This is a genomic window from Paenibacillus sp. MER 99-2 (genome assembly GCF_023714095.1).
In the GTDB taxonomy this organism is placed as follows: Bacteria; Bacillota; Bacilli; order Paenibacillales; family Paenibacillaceae; genus Paenibacillus.
Genome location: NZ_JAMAUZ010000002.1, coordinates 251,243 through 271,856, shown reverse-complemented (window position 1 = coordinate 271,856; position 20,614 = coordinate 251,243). Strand labels below are relative to the sequence as shown.

Sequence of the window (20,614 nt, the reverse complement as noted above, 5' to 3'; positions counted from 1 at the left end):
TTGTCATTTTAATTGAGATTCATTCTCATTGTCAATCTTCGGACATTTTCTGCAATATTCCCCTGACATCTGGTAATAGAAACAACACGTGATTCGTTCGCTTTTCGCAACTGGAACATTGTCTTTAATGTACGTGAAGCGTGTTAACGGATTCTTTCTCACACCAAAGATTTGCCCAGATGCCACCTGCGTGAGATATGAAAAATCGGCTTGAATGTTCTGAATGTTCTGCTCTTCTTCGTCTTCATCAGGAGTATACAGCGGGCCAATACGTACCATAATATTCTCCCAGAGAATGCTCATGGAAAGAGGAGCAACCACAGCAAGCGTTTGTAACAACGGTGTAAGCTGCTGTGCAAACATCTCCTGTACTACCTTTTCCCGCCACACGTTTCTTTCTCCCGTTAGTTCTTTTGCTTGAAGCCCATTCACCGCTAGAAAAGGAAAACGTGTACCGCCCTCATTAGGTGAGAGCGTCGGATGATAAAGGAAGCTGTTCTCCAGCTGAAACGACACATGCTGATGATGAAACGTCATTGCGGTCACGAGTGGAGCTGTCCACAGATAACCAATTCGCTTAGCTAACATGGAAGCGGCAACCTTCATGTCAGGCGCATCAATATACTCCTGAAACCAGCTGATATACTCTCGGCATGCCGCTTCATCATGTAACTCACTCAAAGCAATGGTACGAACACTATTCTCAGGCGGCTTACCAAGCAGAATCGAATGATCCTCCACGGTTTCTTTCCATAAGTCACTCGAGAGATACTGATCCATATTAATTCGATCCCAGCAGCGCTTCTGAGGCTTGATCTACAATAAGGTTAATCGCGATAGGACCATAGTATGCGATCCATAGAGTTGAGTTTACGTCATAAGTAAGGTTGTTTTTCACTGCATCTAGAGATTGCCATACTGGATTACTAACCATTGCCTCTGCCTCTGCTGCAAACAGCTCATCTGACAGTACGAAATAACGATCTGCGCCGATCTCAGGAACTTTCTCCATCGAGATTTCAACAGAAGTATCACCTTTGATCTCCTCAACAAGTGCAGGCATTTTCAAACCTAAGTCCTTATACAGAATTTCTCCTGTACGATGCTCGATACCATGAACACGAATGCCTTCTTTTCTCGGACGAATAAGGGCTATCGTTTCATCTCCCATTTTCTCTGTCAGTTGCGCCTTAACTCCAGCCGCTTTCTCTTCATACGCTGTGCGTACTTTCTCTGCCTCATCCTGCTTGTCTGTAATCTGAGCAATCGTAGCTAACGTATCACGCCAGTCTTCGTAGAAGTCGAGAACGAGGGTAGGTGCGATTTTGCTCACACTCTCATACTGCTTCTCTTGGAAGTCGGTCATGATGATCAGATCCGGGTCCAAAGCTACAATGGCTTCCAAATTAGGCTCGTCCCGCGTACCTAGAACTTGCACATCCTTCGGCTCATCACCTAAGTATTCTGGAAAGTCGGTGTTACCTCCAGCGATTACACTACCTGCCGGCTTCTCGCCAACAGCTAACATTTGATCCAGAAACTTAACATCAAGCACAGCAATTCTCTGTGGTTTCTCATCTAGTGTTAGCTCACCCTTCATATGTTTGAGCGTTACAGGAAAAGCTCCAGCAGCTTGAGTTTCTGTATTCGAAGGTGTCTCCGCAGGCGTTGCAGCAGACTCATTGCTCCCGTTTGTACCTGCTCCGGCACCACAAGCCGTTAATACAAGCACAAGTGCCAGCATCAGACCCATTAAAAATCGTGATTTTTGGGTAGCGTATACCTTACTTATCGCCGTTTTCCCCTCTGTTCCTTTAATCAAGATGAATCCCCCTTATATGTGATAATGATTTTCATTATCGTAGTATATGGCGAGTATAAACGATCTTCACATCGCGTTACCATGTACTTTTGCGACATTTCAACCGGACTAAAGCGACATCATTTCAAAATATCTATTTTCAAAAACACAAGGTATACTTGAAAATAAATGTAATTCAAACAACATAAGGATGTGCTTTATTTTGAAGAATAAGGGGTTAATTTTGAGTATCGTTACACTATGTATTTTACTTATATTAGGTAATTCCAGGTGGGTTGACCTCGATTCCAGCGTAGACTTTAGGTATAAGTACGTGTTCAAAAAGGGCGGTTTTCAGTATCGAGAAGATGGGGTGAAGCTAGAAATGGAGTAGCGGAGCGTAGATGGAGCTACGTGAGCAACGGACATTTCGGCTGAATCCCAGCTTCGATGCTGATGATGCCGCTAGGCATCCTTCGTAATCAAAAGCGGACTTTTTGAACAACCTCTATAAGTATGACAGATGGGCAGGGCAGAAATGGGTAGACTTCTATCCACCGTTAGCTTCTACCAACAGCATGGAATTTCCACTCATATATATCGACGAGATCAACCATGACACACTAGAAACGTATTTGCACAAACAAGCTCTCTCAGGAGAGTTAGTGAATAAGTGGGTTGAACGTACGAGGATCACAGACGGGTATATCGGTCTATTAGTACTAAATATTGTAGTGGTCATATGGAGTGGATTTAAACTAGTTATTTTTAGAAGACGGATTGTAATATGAAGTGCGACACCTACTGGAAATAAATAAAAAATGGCCCATGGCCGGATTCGTGTAGAATGAAGGTTCCTACACCACATTCACACAAGGAGAATCCACCATGAGCTACACACATCTTAGCATAATTGAGCGCAGCAAGCTAGAAATCCTCCATCGGCAGGGGAGAAGTACCCGAGCGATTGCCAAAGAACTGGGCAGACATCATTCCACCATTGGCCGGGAACTCCGCAGAAATACAGTAGATCACCTGTACGGCGTGGAGAACGCTCAAGAGGGCTATGTCCAGCGCCGTAAGGCGTCCGTTTCCACAGGTAAGTGGAATCTGGAACTCGCGAGTCGCATTGAAGATAAGCTCCACGCAACCTGGTCTCCAGAGCAGATCGTAGAACGAATGCGTCAGGAGGGTCAATCCATGGTATGTTTTAAAACGATCTATCGTTGGCTTTATACCGGACGTCTGGTGAAAGGCGTGCTTGCCATCCTCAGACACAAAGGGAAACGGCAGAAGCCAGCAGAGACACGCGGCAAGTTTGCTGTAGGCACGCCCATCTCTCAACGTCCGAAAGAGGTTCGTCACCGGAAGACCTTCGGCCATTGGGAACTGGATACGGTGGTTTCAAATCGTGGGAAAAGCAAGGGCTGCGTAGCGACATTTATCGAACGGAAAACCCGCTTGTACACCGCGATTCGCATGCCGGATCGTACCGCGTTGTCCATGGAGATTGCCTTTGGAGTAGCGGCTTCACAGTATCCTGTCCATGCATTTCAAACCGCTACGGCAGACCGTGGCAAGGAATTTGCCTGTTACACCAGCCTAGAAGCCGTTCATGGCGTGCAGGTTTATTTTGCAGATCCCTATTCCTCCTGGCAACGCGGCTCAAATGAAAATGCTAATGGACTCCTGCGAGAGTTCTTCCCCAAGGGAACGGATTTCGCCCAAATCACGGATGAAGCTCTGGAAAATGCTCTGGACTTGATCAATCACAGACCACGAAAATGCCTGGGGTGGAGAACCGCTCACGAATCCTTTTCAGATGAACTGTCGCACTTGGCTTGACAATCCGTCAGAAGCAAAAAGAGGCCATCCCCGTCATGATTCATGACTAATGGGACAACCTCTTGTCCTTCATAATGAAATTCCACCTGTCCTTCGTTTGGAAACCACCCTTCCACGATTAGAAACCAATTCAGCTACCCTGAGCAACATAACGGTTAACCGGAACAGAAAGTCCCAGATTGCCACGTAACGTATCGCGCTCATACTCCGTGCGGAACAGACCACGCTGTTGCAGCACAGGTACAACCAGCTCTACAAAATCCTCCAGACCATTCGGTACCGTTGGGAGAATAATAAAGCCGTCCACCGCCTGCTGCTCGAACCATAGCTGCATCCTGTCAGCAATCGTTTCAGGTGTTCCAAAAAATAGGGGGCGGGGCTGTGCCACATGTAGAGCAACCTCGCGCAACGTTAACCCTTGCTCCTTCGCATCTCTTTTGATCTGATCCGTCAGACTTCGGAAGCCATTAGAGCCGAAATCGCCCAGATCCGGGAAAGGCTCATCCAGAGCATACTGCGTAAAATCATGATAATCGAAGTAACGACTCAAGTATTGAACCGCATCTTCGACGGAGCCAAGACGGACAACCTCATCATATTTACGCTGCGCCTCCTCTTCGGTATGCCCTACAATGGGTGCAATGCCCGGCAGAATCAGAATGTCCTCCGGCTTGCGTCCGTGGGAGACAGCCCGCTGCTTCAGGTCATCATATACCGTCTTGGCTTCCTCCAATGAATTCCCATGAACAAAGACAGCATCTGCTGTACTCGCAGCAAAATTCCGTCCTGATTCCGACGCACCTGCTTGGAAAATGACAGGATGACCCTGTTTCGAACGCGCGATGTTCAGCGGGCCAGCTACCTGATAAAACTCACCCTTATGATCGAGCTTGTGCAGCTTCTCCGGATCAAAGAAAACGCCGCTTTCCTTGTCTCGAATTAACGCATCATCTTCCCACGAATCCCACAGTCCCCGCGTAACCTCTACGTACTCTTCTGCCATGCGATAACGGGTTTCATGATCGGGATGGCCTCCCTTGTTGAAGTTGTCGGCCACACCCTCCGATGGCGAGGTCACCACATTCCACGCTGCACGTCCACCGCTGAGATGATCCAGAGACGCAAACTGACGAGCCACGGTAAACGGTTCGCTATAGGAAGTGGACAGCGTTCCCGCAAGACCGATGTTTCGAGTTGATGCTGCCAGGGCAGACAAAACCGTAAGTGGCTCAAAACGATTCAAAAAATGAGGAATTGACTTCTCGGTAATATGTAAACCATCTGCAATAAATACAAAATCAAGCTTGCCTGCCTCCGCCCGCTTAGCCTGCTGAATATAAAAATCGATATTAATACTTGCATCTGCCGGTAGATCCGGATGTCTCCAGCCCGAAACACTGGAACCTACGCCGTGCAAGGATGTGCCCAGCTTTAATTGACCCTCTCTAGACATAACCGTTCTCCTCTCAACTCTTTTTGAACACACATTTTAAAATGCGGTATTCGCTTCCTTCAGCTGGGCATAACGATTTTCCGGTATTGGCAACCCGAGATGGCCTCGCAGTGTGTCAAACTCATAATCGTTACGAAACACACCCCGCTCCTGTAAAATGGGCACAACGTTATCGACAAAAACATCAAGGTCTTCCGGTCTAATCGGATGCACAATGAAGCCGTCGGCTGCTCCCGTCTCGAACCAGTGCTGTAGCGTATCTGCTACCGTCTCAGGTGATCCGATAAAAGGAGTACGCGGCGCCACCGCTTCCAGCGCGACCTGTCGCAACGTCTGTCCTAGTTCACGAGCTCTCGCTTTGATGCGATCGGTGCTGCTGCGGAATGAGTTTTGTCCTATATTGCCAAGCTCCGGGAATGGCTCGTCCAGCGGGTACTGATGAAAATCATGATGGTCGAAGAACCGGGCCAGCACATCCAGCGCTTCCGTAATCGGTATGCGGTTTATAGACTCCTGGTATCTCTGCTCCGCCGCTTCGTCCGTTTGCTCAACAATGGGAACAATGCCTACCATAATGGCAAGGTCATCAACTCCGCGCCCTTCCGTAAGCGTACGCTGCTTCACATCCTGATAGAATGCTCTGGCATCTTCGATGGAGTTCTGTCCCGTAAATACTGCGTCGGCTCCCTTCGCCGCGAGTTGTTTGCCGGGCTCTGATGAACCCGCCTGGAACACGACAGGCTGTCCCTGTTTGGTACGTGCAATGTTGAGTGGCCCCGCTACCTTGAAATGTTTGCCTTCATGATTAAGCGCATGTAGCTTATCAGCATCAAAAAAGACACCCGTCTCCTTGTTCCGTACAAAGGCATCATCCTCCCATGAATCCCAGAGACCACGCACAATGTCCAAGAACTCCTCTGCAATCTCGTAACGATCCCCATGAGATGGGTGCTGCTCCTTGCTATAATTGGCTGCCGAACCTTCCAGCGGTGATGTCACCAGATTCCAGCCTCCACGTCCCTTGCTGATATGATCAAGAGAAGCAAACTGACGAGCTGCGTTAAAAGGTTCACTGTACGTGCTGGATAACGTCCCCACCAGCCCGATTCGAGTGGTGACTGCCGCAAGCGCGGACAGAATCGTCAATGGCTCGAAGCGATTCAGAAAGTGAGGAATGGACTTTTCATTAATAGACAATCCGTCAGCAATAAACACAAGATCGAATTTACCTCGCTCCGCCGTCTGTGCCTGCTGTGTGTAAAAGTCCAGATTAACGCTGGCATCCACGGGTACACTCGGATGACGCCAACTAGACATCGTTCCACCAACGCCCAGAATAATACTGCCTAATTTAAGCTGTTTGGGTTTACTCATGATTCATACCTCCCGCAGTGTCGCATTTATTGAAGCAGTGGAGTGTTGGCTAGCTGCAAGCAATAGCTCTTGACTAGCGCCTGCCCTGTAGTAAATTCTTTATCGTAGGCTCGTTCAAAGCCCAGTCGCTCATAGAGACGGATAGCCTCCCCCATCATATCCGACGTATGAAGGTGCAACGTTTGCGCTCCACTCTCTCTAGCGAATTGGGCGCTAGCTCGAATTAACGCCGTAGCCACGCCTCTACCACGTGCCTTGCTTGTCACGCCGAGCAGACGAATAACAGGGGAGTGAATGCCAAGCTCTGGCCTACCGTAAGCCGTTTCGGATGAGGCATACACAAACACACTGCCTACAACTTCTCCGTCAAGCACAGCTACCAGCTTCGCTACCGTTGACGATTGCTCAATCGCTTCTACAATGCTTGCTTTATACGCAATCCATACATCATCAGGTAGTTCCTGTTCATATTGGCTATACGCATCCAGCAGAACTGCCTCCAATACATGAATGTCTTCGGGAGTGGCCTCTCTAATGAAAGGTTCGCTACCATTCGCACCCTCCGTCGTATGCTGCCTTCCATTGAACTCTGCCTCTATATTTCCCATCACAGCACCTGCTTTCCGGCTGCTTCCTGCTTAATTCTCCGAATCTGGTTCACATGGTGCTGCACATGAGCAACAAATGCTGGAATGATCGCGGAAAGAGAAACCGTCTCGCCTTTAAAATTAATACCGGTTTTGTTCCATTCCTGTTCGTCAAGCCGCTCCAGAAGTCCAGAATTGTATTGAACCAAACCGTGAGCAATCGCAATAAGTTTGGATACGTGTTCCTCATTCGCTTTTTGTCCAGCAACCCATGCATCCTGATCAAACGCAGGTAACTTTACCTGTGATCCCGCTAATATTTCACGGATTCGAAAGGAAACAACGATGCTATGATCCACCAGATGTGCCAGCACCTCCGTAACACTCCACGAAGTTGGAGATGACTTCCATCTCACCTGCTGCTCGCTTAGTCCCGCAATTTCCTGTTCAATCTCGTTATACGCCTGTGTATATGCGGAAATGATTGACTCCGTCGTGTTTACTGTGTTCCCCATAATTACCGCTCTCCGATCTGTATCATTAATTTAAACGTGATATGGTCACACCAATTCTTCTGTAAACGCCTCTTTAAGCAACTGGAAGGAACGAACTCTTTTATTAAAATCAGGGACAATCGTTGTAAATACAAAGCTATCTACACCGTATTCCTCCGACAGTTCAAGTAACCGCTCCCGTACGGTTTCCTTCGTGCCACGGGTGATGTCCGCTTCACGCTCAACCGCTGTATACGATTCTCCCGCTTGTCTTGCGAATTCCTCCGCTTGCTCAAGTGTCTGCACATTAACGGTTTTGCCACTGGCCAATGTCACACGTACGCTTTTGTGCTGTCCTGCCAGTTCTGCTGCCTCTTCTTCCGTATCTGCTGCAATAACAGATAAGGCCAGAGTGGCTTGTGGCTCCCCATGCTGCTCACGATTGAATAGATCGCGGTAGGTGTCCAGCGCAGCTCGCGCTGTCTCAGGATCACTATTAATAAACAGTGCAAATACATAAGGCAGCCCCTGCCTTGCTGCTAATTCAGCACTGGAAACACTCGTACCCAGCATGTAAATACCTGCTGGGTTTACCGGCAACGGATGAGCAGATAGCCCAGGCTGTGCATGGTGTTCACCCGCAGAGGAATGCAAGAAGTCTTGAAGTTCCACCAATTTTTCTTCCAACGTTTCTGGTTCGGCGATCCCTTTTTGCAGCGCCTTCGTAGAACGAGGTAAACCTCCCGGTGCACGCCCGATGCCCAGTTCCACTCGACCAGGTGCCAGCGTTGCAAGTACATTAAAGTTCTCCGCTACTTTATATGGGCTGTAGTGCTGGAGCATTACGCCTCCAGAGCCAATCCGGATCGTACGGGTCTGTGCGAGCAAATAAGATACCAGTACTTCTGGCGACGACCCGGCAACACCTTCCGAGTCATGATGTTCAGCTACCCAAAACCGATCATAACCAAGCGACTCTGCCAGCTTCACAAGTTCTACTGTATTATTCAGCGCTTCCGCAGCCGTTTGGCCGGGAAACACAATGCTTTGATCCAAAATCCCCAATGTAAATGACATATGCCTTCCTCCTCAAATGTGCCCTATATGGAATACGCGCTATCAGGCGTAATTCGTTTAAGAAACTGTTTCGTACGTTCCTCTTTTGGATATCGGAATAACTGAGTGGGTTCCCCTTCCTCAACAATGACTCCACCATCCATAAATACAACGTGATTCGCTACTTCCTGAGCAAAACCCATCTCATGGGTAACGATGATCATCGTAATGCCTTCCTTCGCAATTTGACGGATAACAGCCAGCACCTCGCCGACAAGTTCCGGGTCCAGAGCAGAGGTTGGCTCATCGAACAAAATAACTTCCGGATTCATCGCCAAGGCTCGTGCAATGCCAACGCGCTGCTGTTGTCCACCTGACAGCTCACTAGGGTACGAATCAAGCTTATTTCCGAGACCCACCTTCTCCAACAAGGCAACGCTACGCGCCCGTGCTTCATCCTTTGGCACTTTGCGGACAGCAACGAGACCTTCCATCACATTTTGCAGCGCCGTTTTGTGGCGGAACAAATTGTATTGCTGGAATACCATTGCTGATTTTTGGCGTAGGGCATGGATGTCCTTTTTGCCATGCTTCTTATAATCCAAGGTGAAATCTCCGAGTGTGATATGTCCGGAATCCGGTTTTTCCAAATAGTTAATGCAGCGCAGAAGTGTAGTTTTGCCCGAACCGCTTGGCCCCAAAATCGCAACTACCTCACCACGTGCCACATTTAGGTCAATTCCGGTCAGCACCTTGTTGTTCCCGAAGCTTTTGTGTATTTGCTTAAGTTCAATCATGACACGCCTCCCCGACTGTACGCTCTGAACCGCTTCTCTGCCAGCGCGCTCAGTCTTTCAATACCAATGGTCAGACCCCAGAAAATAAGAGCAGCTGCCACATATGCCTCAAAAAACTTCCAATTCGTTGATGCAACAATCTGTGCCTTGGCATTAATCTCGACCACCGATACGGCAAATGCCAACGTTGAACCATGCAACATACCAATCAGCATGTTCGAAATGTTGGGTAGACTCGCTGCAAAAGCCTGCGGCAACACAATTCTGCGCAAGGCCTTTGTCGCAGTCATACCAAGAGAATAAGCGGCCTCAATCTGCCCGCGATCCACCGAAAGCAAACCAGATCTGACAATCTCGGACGCATAAGCTCCAGCCGTAAGTGAAAATGCCAGATAAGCAAAGCCGATCAACGGAATAGATGCCGAATTAAATCCAAGCCCGAGCGATTCCGACACACTATCCAGCAACATGGGCACCCCAAAATAAATCAGTAAGAGGTGGGTAATCATCGGTGTGCCGCGAACAAATGTAACGTAGGCAGCCGCCAGTTGACTCAGCACAGGAATTCGAAATTGACGAACAAGTGCAACGGCCGTACCGATGAGGAAACCGAAAACAACTGATACAACCGTAATTGCCAGCGTAATCGGGATTACACCGAGAAGCTCCACAAAGGCGGTCCACACAAAAGAGAGATCAAAGCTCATATTGGAGCAAACCCCCTTTTCTGCACTCTCCGCTCAAGTACACGGAACAGTCTCTCTAGCACAAAGCTTAAGACGAAATAAATGAGAGCCAGTGAAATGTACGCTTCTATAAAATGCCGGGACATCGTTGCCAGCGTAGAAGATTTGCCTGTCATCTCCATAACACCCACGCTAAAAGCAAGCGAAGTATCCTTCAAGCTGCCAATGACCATATTCGAGAAGATCGGCAACGCCGTGACAATCGCCTGTGGCAATACAATGCGGAAAAACGCTTGTGGCCCCGACATGCCAATTGCATAAGCAGCCTCAACCTGACCACGATCCACAGAAGCGACGGAGGCACGAATCATCTCCACCATAAATGCTCCGCTGTTCAGCGCGTAGGTCAAAATAACAAAATACAGGGCTGGTACACGATCCGTATTTACACCAAACAACTTCAATATTTCTGGAAATCCATAATAGAATAAAAACAACTGAATCAAGATCGGCGTACCACGAAAAAAGGATACATACAGTTTCGATAACCGATTCAGCACTGGGATATTATACATTTGAGGCAGTGCTGCGATAGAACTAATAACAAGTCCCAGCACCATCGCACTAACTACAATCAGAAGCGTAGTGCTGATGGTGGGTAGAAGTTTAATAAAGTAGTCAATGATATAGCTGAACTCAAATGTTGCGCCCATCGTTGCGGCCTGCCTTTCCTCTAAGAGGTTGTTCAAAGTACGCTTATTGAAAAGCGGACTTTTTGAACAACCTCTCTAAATGCGTGTTCAAAAAGATCGGTTTTCAGTACCGAGAAGATGGGATAAAGATAGAAATGGAGTAGCGGAGCGTAGGCAAAACTACGTGAGCAACTACATTGTTTCCAACGGAAACAAGCTTCGTAAGCCTCCACTTATTTCGGCTGAATCCCATATTCGATGCTGAGATGCCTCATGGCATCCTTCGTAATCAAAAGCGAATTTTTTGAACAACCTCTCTACGTGTTATTTGGTCTCCGATTCCGTAGCATCAAACCCAAGCCATTGCTCACTCAGTTGCTTCAATGTACCGTCCGCCTTGATTTCCTTCAGCACCTCGTCAACACGGTCAGCGAGCTTCTGCTCTTCAGGGTCATTTTTGCGGAACATAAACAGCGTGTCGGATTCACTAAGCGGCGCACCGACTAGCTTCAAATCGTTGTTAGGATCAATCAGTGGAAGCGTGAAGTCCGCAGCAATCGAAGCTGCAACCCGTTTCGACTTGAGTTGTGAGATGAAATCGTTGGCTACACCGCTTGAATAAACAATCTCAAGTGCATTGTCATGCTCTTTATTGTAGTTTTCCAGCAGGATCGCTTGTGCACTGGTTGCTGTCGTAAATACTTTTTTGCCCTTCAAATCGTCAATCGATTGAATGGAGTTGTCGTCTTTGAGAACAGCAATTTTGTTTTTCCAATGTGAATATGCTTCTTTGTTAAACAGATACTTCTCCTCACGCTCCGGATTTTTCTCCATTTGATGTGCAACCATATCAATCTTGTTCGTTTCTAGGCTCAACAGTAAGTTGGTGAACTCCAAGGTCTGAAACTCGAACTCGTAATCATCCAGACGTTTATCAATCTCTCTGACCAGCTCTACATCATAACCTGTCAGCTTGTTATTATCGTCAATAAAGGCTACATTCGGAAACTGTGTGCCTGTCCCTACAATAATTTTGGTCGGCGCCTGTGCTCCATCTGCTCCCGTTGCTGTTGAAGTTTCCTCTCCAGTGCTGCATCCTGTCAATGCCACAAGCAGTGCAGTAGTAACCGTTAAAAGTGACCATTTTTTCATGAATATTTCCCCCGTCATGTTGGTTATTATTTTTATACCACCAATTCTTACTTGTTAAGTAGGAATTGGTCTAAAAATATCATTTCAGCCGATTCATCGTCAACGGATTGCTTATAGATAAGTTCTATATGACGATTCAATTATTAAATGTGTGCGAATACATTGCAGCAACACCACGAGTACATCGTTATGATGGGATGCCAAAAAGCGCCACGTTTGTATCGTCGTGGCGCTTCTTTTGTGCTGATGCATGATGCGAATTGAAGCACAAATCTAAAGCTACTGTACCGACATGGCAGCAGTTTATTAATCTAGCAGCAGCGTGTAAAACTACTGAATTTACTGAATATGCTGCACGACATCACACCTAGCCTAGCTCCACTACACCAGTCAAAGTCACTACCGATTGCTCTGGAATCGTTACGAGAAAGGATTGTTCATCGCCTGCCTTAACACGCCCCATATCAACCAAATCCAGCCCGGCATTCGTCACGTAACATTCAAGTGTGTTAACGACTCCGTTCACGCCGAGATTATGCAGGTTAAGCTGAATACATTTGTCACGTTCTCCATGGTTCACCAAGACCACGGTCACCGTCTGCTCTTCATCATGCACATAGGCAGAGCCCAGCAATCCGCTGTCTGCTTCTTCACCAAGACCCGTCAGGCCGATTCGCTGTGCGCCGGGGCGAATGAACTTGCTGTAGTTGCCCAGCACCCACAACATTTTGGAGGTTACAATGCTCTGTTCATCGCCCTCCTCCTGAAAATCGGTGTAGATCAGTCCGTCCTTATAGTCCACTTTGGATACCGCTGTCCACCACTGCCACGCAGCTGCGTTTGCTTCCACCAGGTCGAAATGAATGGTTCGTGCAACATGCAGTGCAGGCTCCATGCCCAGGTCCCGACCAGGACCGTAATCACCCAAAATGCAATATTCCGTCACCCAATATTTGGAACTTGCATCATAATGTTTCATATTGTCACTCAATAACCGTCTGAGTCGAACTAGCCGATCGTCGCCTGGATGGCTGTAATCCGACCAGTAGGAGTGTGAAGCTATTTTGTTGCCCACCGCTTCCTTCATCTCAGGATCACCAATCAGTGCCTTAATGTATTCCCGGTATTGGCCTGTACCCAGCTTGTTGGCACCACTCGAATACGTACCACTGCCTGCAAACTGGCGATAATACGCGTCGTCCAGCAGTGAAGTAATTTCCACCCCGTCGGGCGCACTGATCCGTGTTCCCAGATGGGTTAACCGCAATTGTCGATGCAGCTCCAGAATAACACGTCTCATATCCTCGTTGTTATAGCGATTGCCCTCCTGCCAAGCCTGGTTCCAGTCCCAGGTAGGCTCATTAATCGGGCTGATATATTCAAAGGACAGTCCAATCTCATGGAAATGGTTCAATATATGTAGAAGAAAAGTTGCAAATGTCCCCTCGTACCCCTGTTTCAGATTGGTCGAGCCCACTTCGGAATCTGGCTGGGCATGACCGTTTTTGGTCATCCATACCGGCGGACTATTCACAAATGCAATGAGCGTCTCCACCCCCCGATCACGTGCAGCCTGCAGGAACCATTGTTGTCCGGACTGTTTGCTCCAGTCGTATTCTCCATCCTCCGACATTTTGAAAGCTTCTGCGCGTCTCCAAGGGTCGGGAATTCGGTCTTGATCGGTTACTGCGGAACCTGCACCAATATTGAAACGCCATGCAGATAATCCGATGCCCTTCTCTCTCGAAAATAACAGATCCGCCAACCGGTTTTTGTTCTCCTCAGTCCAATGCTTGCCTAACGGTTCCATGGACCATGCATCCGATGCGCCAAAGTTATCCATCATCTGGTAGCGAAGCTCCCCACTAACCGTTACCACCGCATCCGGTGACCCTTCTGACTTCGATAGCGTTTTCCCCATCTATGATCTCCTCCTCTTTGCCAGCCAAAGCATCTACATTTACTTGCAATACAGGCACCACTCGGTACAGTGGCACCCATGCGATTGCAAGCTTACTGTCCTAACCTTCCAGCCTCTTCTCTTGCAGCCATTCTCTATAATCATGTCTAGCCCACAAGTCCGGAACGTTCCACACTTTCTACGAAATGTCGCTGAACGAACAGATAGATGATAAGCAGTGGCAGAATAGCCATCAACACACTTGTATTCATCATCATGGACATGAAAAATGGATCCTGCGTATACGATTCTGCGGCTTGCCCACCGCCTGTCAGGTACGTTGCGATCGTATATCCGGAGGAAGACATCATCGATGACATCACCTTGGGCTCGTTCAGGTACATATTGGTGAAGAACGAGTCATTCCATTGCCATACAAACGAAAACAGCATTACAGTAACCATAGAGGGTATTGCATTTGGTAAAATAATGCGTCCAAACGTCTTGAAATAGCCTGCACCATCAACGTATGCTGCTTCTTCAATCTCACGCGGTATGCCCCTGAAAAATTGGCGGAAAATGTATACATACAGACCTGTTTTCACACCCATGCCTAATAATGCAGAGATCAGGAACGGCCAATACGTATTAATCAGATTCGCAGGACTGCCCCGAAACAGTTCAATCAAGCCAAGCACATCAAAATTTTTAAAATTCAGATAAAGTGGAATCATGATCGTCTGTGAAGGAACCAAAATGGTAAAGATCACCGCGGCAAACAACAAACCACTTCCTCTGAACCTGATCCTTGCGAACCCATAGCCTGCGAGTACACATGTTATCGTCTGAAGCAGCATAACAGCAGACGACAACCATAGGGTATTCATCAGCACACTGGGGTAGTTCATTGCTGTGAATACCAGTTTAAAGTTATCCAGCGTGAATTCGCGGGGTATCCAGATTACTGTCGGGTCATACAGATCGGACATACTTTTAAAGGAAATCGATATCTTCAATAAAATGGGATACAGAATAACGAATGAAATGCCAAATATCAGGACGAATCGTACCAAAATCCACAGCCACTTTTTAATGGATTCAAACCAGTAGGCTGTAGAGGTTAGGCGCTCTAGCCCTTCTTTTTTTGCAGTTCGCTGCCCTGATGCGGTTCCTGTCTTCATGTCATGCCTCCTTCGAGATTGCTAATTCTGATAAAAGACCTTGCGAGACACAAGGGCAGTCGTCACCCACAAGATCAGTGCAATAACGGCAAAATATATCCAGGACATCGCCGCACTGAGCCCAAAATTAAAGCTCTTGAAGGCGGTATCCACCACAAGCCGACTGGTCTGGTCACTGATGAAGCTGTCCACAATCGTATAGACCAGATTGGTCAGAATTAATGGACTCAGCATGGGGAATGTTATCTTCCAAAAGGCTTCATATCCCGTCGACCCCTCAATCTTGGCCGCTTCATACAGTGATGGTGAGATCGACTGCAAGCCTGCAAGGAAAATCAGAATTTGTACTCCGGACTGACTGACAATCTCATAAATTCGACTTACCGCACCAGTTAAATATTCAACCAGAATCGGACTCATACCGGATTCAAGCAGCATAATGGTCAGATCCAGATTTTTTAAGACGGACAGTCCCCCACCGGTCATATCATTGGCATTGCGTACAACGGATTGCATCAAATCCCCGTTTTCAATACTAGCAATGATGCCCGAAGCCAGAATAACCGGCAGGAAAAAGATTGCTCTTGCCAAAACCCGTCCGCGAAACTTCTGATTCAGAATGACGGCAAAAAACAGGCTGAAAATAATAATCAGTGGTGTATTTACCACAATATTCAGAACCGATTCCGTCAACATTCGTACATAGGATTCATGGGATAACAGAGCCTCGCGGAAATTGCCCAAACCGATAAACTCTAGGGTGAACCCTTCATTAGACACCTGAAGATTACTCATACTGTATCGAAACGACGAGATTAACGGCACCATGAACAGAATTAGGAACCCGATGAACCAGGGCAGAATGAAATACAAACCGTAATATCTGTTTTTTTGTTCAAGAGATAACTTTTTGATTTTCATTCCGGCATGTCACCTCCTCCTACATGGTAGCTCTTCGCTGCCACACTTACGCCGTTAATGTTCGCAGTAACATCGTTGTAATTGACAATGATCGTTTTTCCTTTTTCAAAAGTCGTCTGATAGACACCATCGCTCAGCTTCTCATGTTTCACAATCGTTTGATTCTGCACGTCGTTCAGGACATCGCTAATCTGCTGGTACCGCTCGGCTGATTCCTGAATCCAGCGCCGATAATCTGCTGAATACAACTCGTCAAATCCAGTCATCTTAATTGCAGATGGATCCGCATAGAACCATGTGTAGTAAGGTGCTGATCCGGTTTCAATCGCTCGCAGCATCTGTACAAGGGAATCCTGATCGTCAGCCATATTCCATGCTTTTCCCGCATATTGGATGTAGCCGTGATATACCAGTTGGAAAAAAGGAACTGCTTCGTCGGTTATGTTAAAGCCGCTGTTACTCATAGGTGCATCCACAATATGCCGGGTGTAGGCACTTGCATACACATTGCCACCTTCCACAAGAAGTGACGCATCGGAACGATGAAGCTTCTCAAGCTGCTCGACTACAACCTTCTTCGCCTGCTCCCGATTCACCACACTTGTACGATTGAAATCGGAGTTCAACTGATCCCCTAAATCTCGAAGTGACACGCCCGAAAGTCCCAGCCGGGTATAGTCTTGCAAAAATCCATCCACAATGCCAGGTACGGCTTGTGGGCTGACGACATATCCTGGTGAAGCCTCTTCATCCCGCGTAAATGTAGATATCCGGTATGGGAACAACTGAGCAAGCTTGCCTGTAACTTGACGTGAAGCATATGATTTCTTGAACGCCTTAGCTTCCGGAAACACCTCCAGAAAAGACACATCCGGGTAAAATCCGAAGCCATTCTGCTCCGTGTATGCCTGCAGGCTTTGCAAACCCTGAGCCCTCCCAAGCTTCTTATCAACATCAATCGACTGAGGCATGTCGTGATGGATTCCTCCGTTAAACCACCCCGAGTAACGAAGCTGAATGTCGCTCACACCGTAGCTCTGCATCTCCTTCAAGATTTCCTGTGCTTCCTCAAAGGTTGTCAACGGCTCATAAGCATTGTAGGGTATGCCCAGAAAGAACTTTTTCTTCGGAATGCCGCCAATGAGTTCTAAGTAAAATGGCAGTGCTGTATCATCAGCCAAACGCATCAGCTGCTTGTGCTCAACCAGATAATCCCGATACGCCGAAGCCATACCTGAATAGCTCGCATTATCCGCACCCAGAAACTCAAAGATGACTGCCATCTCGTTATGGAAAGGCTGTGCCTGAAACCGTTTGACCGTGCTGGAACGCCATCCATTTGTGAGCGTAACTTCCTCCATACTGCTCAGCGAAAAGCTTGAATGCACGGTATTGTATTCATTCAATCTGCCACTGATATCCGCCTCGACGGATGCGACTGTATCGCCTTTATCAATGATAGCCAAATACCCTTTGTCTCCGTAACTCATGCCATACACAGGAATTCTAGCCTTCTGTTCCTTCTGAATCTGGGTAAGTTGATTAACAGCATGATCATCACCATACAAGGTAGTGCTATACGGTGATGCATACGTCTTTTGGTTATTAAAGTAAATCAGTGATCCTGATCCGTCCGGCACCAGACTGTATCCTTCATCAGAAGGCCCGCTTGCTCCGAAAAAAGGTAGCAGTGACAAGGATTGAATCTTCATGGAATCCGGATACTGGATACCGTTCTCAGGGATCGATACCCTCAGACGTCCATCTTCGAGTCGATAGTGCACTGGTACGATGACATTCTCAAGCCCGCTTCCTTCCTCCCCGTAGGCTTCCTTGTCAATCGCGATCTGCACATCATCATAGTCAATGGATTCCAGAATTCGGGTTACTTTGGACAAACCAACACCTTTCAGCGATGAATCCCGTCTTTCGTAACGCTTGTTCTGCTCATCATAACGAAAACGCTTCTCTAACTCTTTCTGATCCTTTTCCTCCAGTTTATCGAGGATTAAAGTCCTGAAGCGATCCTCGCTAATATATTTGGGAATGGCTTCAATATCGCTCTTGACTTCACCCAGCGTATACACGATATTAACGCCGTCTTCGACTTTTTCGATCTCAAACTGACCACTCTGAACACTATGTGTATAATTGTCGTATTTGAGTGCATTTCCGGCGTTATCGTAATACGTCAATTCGAGCTGTACATTCAGCTGGGACTTGTTGTATCCAGTTGCGACGGCATCCAGTTCCCGATCCTGCGGATTGGAAAACCACATCTCACCATGCTGCTTATCGAGCGTCGCGATCTCTGTTGTTTCCGGCTGGAGATACAGAATCAGCTCCTCATTCTCAGCTACGGCTTCCATACCGTCAGGAACAGTTATTACGTTGTGGCTTGCAGCTTTATTTGCCAGCTCTTTGGTTATGGATGGATCTGCGTCAGCCTGAATAGACTCTGTCGTCTTTTGTTCAGACTCAACTGTTGTGGTCACCGCTCGTTCATAGACCGACTCTGCATAGTTGATATTTTGAGTCATCAACAAGCTGCCGATCATGATGGTTATGGCAAACATCGTACGAGTTTTGTTCACCTCTGACACCTCCTTCCTTCTCCTATTTGCGCAGCGTGATCTCTTGATAGAGGGTGTACACAAAACTGATAATCTGTTGAATCAAGCTAAAGAAAAGCAGGCCCAGAAAGATAACGATCCCCATAACAACCAGGGTGAGCAGCATCGTGCTAATCGTTTTGATCACTGAATACTGATGCACCGTTTTGGTTCCTATAAAAAGCAGCCAGACAAACCAAATGACCCCTATTGAGTCAAATAAATAATAGAAAGAAGATTCACGTAGTGTAATCACATTACTCAGTAATATATTCGGAATGTTGATCAGAATAAGGGGAAGCATGGCATATCCCGTTGCAATCAGAATATCCCTGAACTTGCCTTCTCCGTCCATCAGCGTGGTCAGTGACCAATTGGAGATACACCAGAGCAGGAAGGGGAGAATGATGTATTTCAACTCATTGATACTGTTCAAAGAGAGGGGGTAATTGTCATTGACGACATATCCGGCGTACTGACGTTTCAGAATCATCGTTATGGTAACACCGAGCAGCACCAGTAACGCCACACGCAGCCTGCCTTTATTTTCATACTTCAGATCCCAGTATCCGTCGAATGGACGTACAGCGACATGTAGAGAGTATTTGATTTCCTTAATTAGCGACATCTCGGGCTCCCCTCTCATTCCTCGATCTAGCGATTCGGCGCCAGATGATTAGGCTGACAAGCACTCCGATCGCCACCGTCATGTAGATTCCGAAATATTCCCGCATGTATTCTCTCCGATATTTCGCCAGAGCTCTGGAGTAATATTCCCGATCATTGCCAAGCTTCAGGTGGGTCATCGCTTCCTTGTACTTCCCTTCTCTCAGCATTGATTTGCCGATGCCTACATAGGCCATTTCATAGTTGGCGTCAAGTCGCAGCACCTCTTGCCACAACGTTGCAGCTTCCGAATGTTTGCCTGAGCTGTACAAACGATTGGCCTCGTTCACCAGGCTTCCAAATGTTGTCGGCTTGAATTCGGTGATCTGGCCGAGATCACGGTCCAGCACATAGATGGCGTCCCCATAACTTTCAACGGCAACCGGATTTTTGAATGTACCTTTCTGATTGCCGAGCTGACCAATCACATACAGCAAGTTGCCATCCTCGTTGTACGTGAACACGCGCCCTCTCGTCGAATCGAGAGCACGGTAGACCCCATTGTCGGACACCTGAATATCAATGAAGGAGGAGCGATTGATACTCAAGTCCCCCACTGGGGCAAATTCCCCGTTGACCCGAAGTACATCAATGCCGGACGGATTAAGTTTTTTCACCGCCGAAGCTGTGTTTTTATCTGCCGTCGTTGTATAGATGAAACCGCCTTCATCAATATCTGCGTTATTGAACTCCAGTGGAATAAATCGAATCATCTTTTCCCGCTGTTCCTTGGTGGACACGCTTTTCCAGAATAGATCAACCGGATCAAACTGCACACGATTCGTGCCCATAAACCCCGTAAAGCGCCCATCACTATCAAATTCGATCAGCCCTTCATAGACACCCCGACCGACAACATAGATGCGTCCAGCCTTATCGACGATCACTTTCCTAGGAAAATATTCAAATGTATCACTGATGACATCCGACTCTGGCGCACCAATGGCACGAACGAACGTCCCGTCCGGATTCAGCTCCACGACTCGTCTGTTCTCGGTGTCGGCAACGTAAATCTGACCTGACTCCGTAACGAACAGCCCTTCAGGATTCAGAAAGCTATCCTCTTTGCCTTCGTGCTCAAAATGTTGGATGACTCGCATCGTTTCCCATTTATCGTTCAATACGACAATGCGTCCATTGCCTGAATCCAGGACATAGAGCAAGCCATTATGTGCAGCATACAAATCCAGTGGAGACTGCCATGCTCCCGTTCCGGCGTCGTTACCCGTGATCACTCTGGAGGGGAGAAAAGCAATCGGAGACTTGACCGAATTACCCCAGTAATTGTAGGTATATCCCTCATACGGTGCCCCATGAGCCACGTTATGTCCGAATCCGGAGATCAGCAGGGAAGCTGCCAGAACGATTAGCCATGATCTTACTTTCATCTCTAACAC

The 20,614-nt window shown here is 47.4% G+C and carries 18 protein-coding genes; 1 reads left to right on the top strand and 17 read right to left on the bottom strand.

The features are described 5' to 3' along the window. Positions 1-3: 3 nt before the first annotated feature. Both M3636_RS12125 and M3636_RS12120 read right to left on the bottom strand, forming a co-directional pair. Entirely contained in the window at positions 4-780 is a 777-nt protein-coding gene (locus M3636_RS12125) for a (2Fe-2S)-binding protein (RefSeq protein ID WP_251382695.1), read from the bottom strand. A gap of 1 nt (position 781) precedes the next feature. Then, complete coding sequence (locus M3636_RS12120) at positions 782-1,822, bottom strand: ABC transporter substrate-binding protein (RefSeq protein ID WP_251382694.1); 1,041 nt, start codon at positions 1,820-1,822, stop codon at positions 782-784. Between the two features lie 867 nt (positions 1,823-2,689). On the opposite strand from M3636_RS12120, the gene M3636_RS12115 reads away from it, so the two are divergent. Next, complete coding sequence (locus tag M3636_RS12115) at positions 2,690-3,646, top strand: IS30 family transposase (RefSeq protein ID WP_251382693.1); 957 nt, start codon at positions 2,690-2,692, stop codon at positions 3,644-3,646. Between the two features lie 130 nt (positions 3,647-3,776). On the opposite strand, the gene M3636_RS12110 is transcribed toward M3636_RS12115, so the two are convergent. From M3636_RS12110 to M3636_RS12040, 15 genes are all read right to left on the bottom strand, one after another. Beyond that, positions 3,777-5,099: an LLM class flavin-dependent oxidoreductase gene (locus M3636_RS12110; RefSeq protein ID WP_251382692.1), complete on the bottom strand. Its 1,323-nt coding sequence runs from the start codon at positions 5,097-5,099 to the stop codon at positions 3,777-3,779. 36 nt (positions 5,100-5,135) lie between these two features. Then, entirely contained in the window at positions 5,136-6,473 is a 1,338-nt protein-coding gene (locus tag M3636_RS12105) for an LLM class flavin-dependent oxidoreductase (RefSeq protein WP_128100918.1), read from the bottom strand. A 26-nt stretch (positions 6,474-6,499) separates the two neighbouring features. Continuing rightward, positions 6,500-7,081, bottom strand: a complete 582-nt coding sequence (locus tag M3636_RS12100) for a GNAT family N-acetyltransferase (RefSeq protein ID WP_251382691.1) — start codon at positions 7,079-7,081, stop codon at positions 6,500-6,502. Beyond that, entirely contained in the window at positions 7,081-7,575 is a 495-nt protein-coding gene (locus M3636_RS12095) for a DinB family protein (protein ID WP_251382690.1), read from the bottom strand. Before M3636_RS12095 ends, M3636_RS12100 begins: the two co-directional genes overlap by 1 nt. Before the next feature lie 45 nt (positions 7,576-7,620). Beyond that, positions 7,621-8,631 carry an LLM class flavin-dependent oxidoreductase gene (locus M3636_RS12090; RefSeq protein WP_128100915.1) on the bottom strand — a complete coding sequence of 337 codons (1,011 nt, stop codon included), beginning with the start codon at positions 8,629-8,631 and terminating at the stop codon, positions 7,621-7,623. A 23-nt stretch (positions 8,632-8,654) separates the two neighbouring features. Further along, positions 8,655-9,407 (bottom strand): amino acid ABC transporter ATP-binding protein, encoded by a 753-nt coding sequence (locus tag M3636_RS12085; protein WP_251382689.1) that lies wholly within the window; start codon positions 9,405-9,407, stop codon positions 8,655-8,657. Beyond that, a complete protein-coding gene (locus tag M3636_RS12080; RefSeq protein WP_251382688.1) occupies positions 9,404-10,114 on the bottom strand; it encodes an amino acid ABC transporter permease in 711 nt (236 codons plus the stop codon). Before M3636_RS12080 ends, M3636_RS12085 begins: the two co-directional genes overlap by 4 nt. Then, entirely contained in the window at positions 10,111-10,806 is a 696-nt protein-coding gene (locus tag M3636_RS12075) for an amino acid ABC transporter permease (RefSeq protein WP_056699109.1), read from the bottom strand. Before M3636_RS12075 ends, M3636_RS12080 begins: the two co-directional genes overlap by 4 nt. Before the next feature lie 303 nt (positions 10,807-11,109). Continuing rightward, positions 11,110-11,937 carry a transporter substrate-binding domain-containing protein gene (locus M3636_RS12070; RefSeq protein WP_145410684.1) on the bottom strand — a complete coding sequence of 276 codons (828 nt, stop codon included), beginning with the start codon at positions 11,935-11,937 and terminating at the stop codon, positions 11,110-11,112. A gap of 367 nt (positions 11,938-12,304) precedes the next feature. Next, positions 12,305-13,858, bottom strand: coding sequence for a glycoside hydrolase (locus M3636_RS12065; protein WP_251382687.1), 1,554 nt, complete (start codon positions 13,856-13,858; stop codon positions 12,305-12,307). A gap of 146 nt (positions 13,859-14,004) precedes the next feature. Further along, positions 14,005-15,018 carry a carbohydrate ABC transporter permease gene (locus M3636_RS12060; RefSeq protein WP_251382686.1) on the bottom strand — a complete coding sequence of 338 codons (1,014 nt, stop codon included), beginning with the start codon at positions 15,016-15,018 and terminating at the stop codon, positions 14,005-14,007. 21 nt (positions 15,019-15,039) lie between these two features. Continuing rightward, on the bottom strand, positions 15,040-15,939 hold the full coding sequence (locus M3636_RS12055; RefSeq protein WP_251382685.1) for a carbohydrate ABC transporter permease: 900 nt from the start codon (positions 15,937-15,939) through the stop codon (positions 15,040-15,042). Beyond that, positions 15,936-18,533 carry a DUF5696 domain-containing protein gene (locus M3636_RS12050; protein ID WP_128100911.1) on the bottom strand — a complete coding sequence of 866 codons (2,598 nt, stop codon included), beginning with the start codon at positions 18,531-18,533 and terminating at the stop codon, positions 15,936-15,938. The genes M3636_RS12055 and M3636_RS12050 overlap by 4 nt, the downstream gene beginning before the upstream one ends. Before the next feature lie 22 nt (positions 18,534-18,555). Then, entirely contained in the window at positions 18,556-19,179 is a 624-nt protein-coding gene (locus M3636_RS12045) for a Yip1 family protein (protein WP_128100910.1), read from the bottom strand. Next, positions 19,166-20,605, bottom strand: coding sequence for an SMP-30/gluconolactonase/LRE family protein (locus M3636_RS12040; protein WP_128100909.1), 1,440 nt, complete (start codon positions 20,603-20,605; stop codon positions 19,166-19,168). The genes M3636_RS12045 and M3636_RS12040 overlap by 14 nt, the downstream gene beginning before the upstream one ends. Between the last annotated feature and the right edge of the window lie 9 nt (positions 20,606-20,614).

Coding starts and splice junctions, on each gene's coding strand:
- M3636_RS12125 (WP_251382695.1), bottom strand. CDS start 780: ATGGATCAGTATCTCTCGAGTGACTTATGGAAAGAAACCGTGGAGGAT.
- M3636_RS12115 (WP_251382693.1), top strand. CDS start 2,690: ATGAGCTACACACATCTTAGCATAATTGAGCGCAGCAAGCTAGAAATC.
- M3636_RS12110 (WP_251382692.1), bottom strand. CDS start 5,099: ATGTCTAGAGAGGGTCAATTAAAGCTGGGCACATCCTTGCACGGCGTA.
- M3636_RS12105 (WP_128100918.1), bottom strand. CDS start 6,473: ATGAGTAAACCCAAACAGCTTAAATTAGGCAGTATTATTCTGGGCGTT.
- M3636_RS12100 (WP_251382691.1), bottom strand. CDS start 7,081: ATGGGAAATATAGAGGCAGAGTTCAATGGAAGGCAGCATACGACGGAG.
- M3636_RS12095 (WP_251382690.1), bottom strand. CDS start 7,575: ATGGGGAACACAGTAAACACGACGGAGTCAATCATTTCCGCATATACA.
- M3636_RS12090 (WP_128100915.1), bottom strand. CDS start 8,631: ATGTCATTTACATTGGGGATTTTGGATCAAAGCATTGTGTTTCCCGGC.
- M3636_RS12085 (WP_251382689.1), bottom strand. CDS start 9,407: ATGATTGAACTTAAGCAAATACACAAAAGCTTCGGGAACAACAAGGTG.
- M3636_RS12080 (WP_251382688.1), bottom strand. CDS start 10,114: ATGAGCTTTGATCTCTCTTTTGTGTGGACCGCCTTTGTGGAGCTTCTC.
- M3636_RS12075 (WP_056699109.1), bottom strand. CDS start 10,806: ATGGGCGCAACATTTGAGTTCAGCTATATCATTGACTACTTTATTAAA.
- M3636_RS12070 (WP_145410684.1), bottom strand. CDS start 11,937: ATGAAAAAATGGTCACTTTTAACGGTTACTACTGCACTGCTTGTGGCA.
- M3636_RS12065 (WP_251382687.1), bottom strand. CDS start 13,858: ATGGGGAAAACGCTATCGAAGTCAGAAGGGTCACCGGATGCGGTGGTA.
- M3636_RS12060 (WP_251382686.1), bottom strand. CDS start 15,018: ATGAAGACAGGAACCGCATCAGGGCAGCGAACTGCAAAAAAAGAAGGG.
- M3636_RS12055 (WP_251382685.1), bottom strand. CDS start 15,939: ATGAAAATCAAAAAGTTATCTCTTGAACAAAAAAACAGATATTACGGT.
- M3636_RS12045 (WP_128100910.1), bottom strand. CDS start 19,179: ATGTCGCTAATTAAGGAAATCAAATACTCTCTACATGTCGCTGTACGT.
- M3636_RS12040 (WP_128100909.1), bottom strand. CDS start 20,605: ATGAAAGTAAGATCATGGCTAATCGTTCTGGCAGCTTCCCTGCTGATC.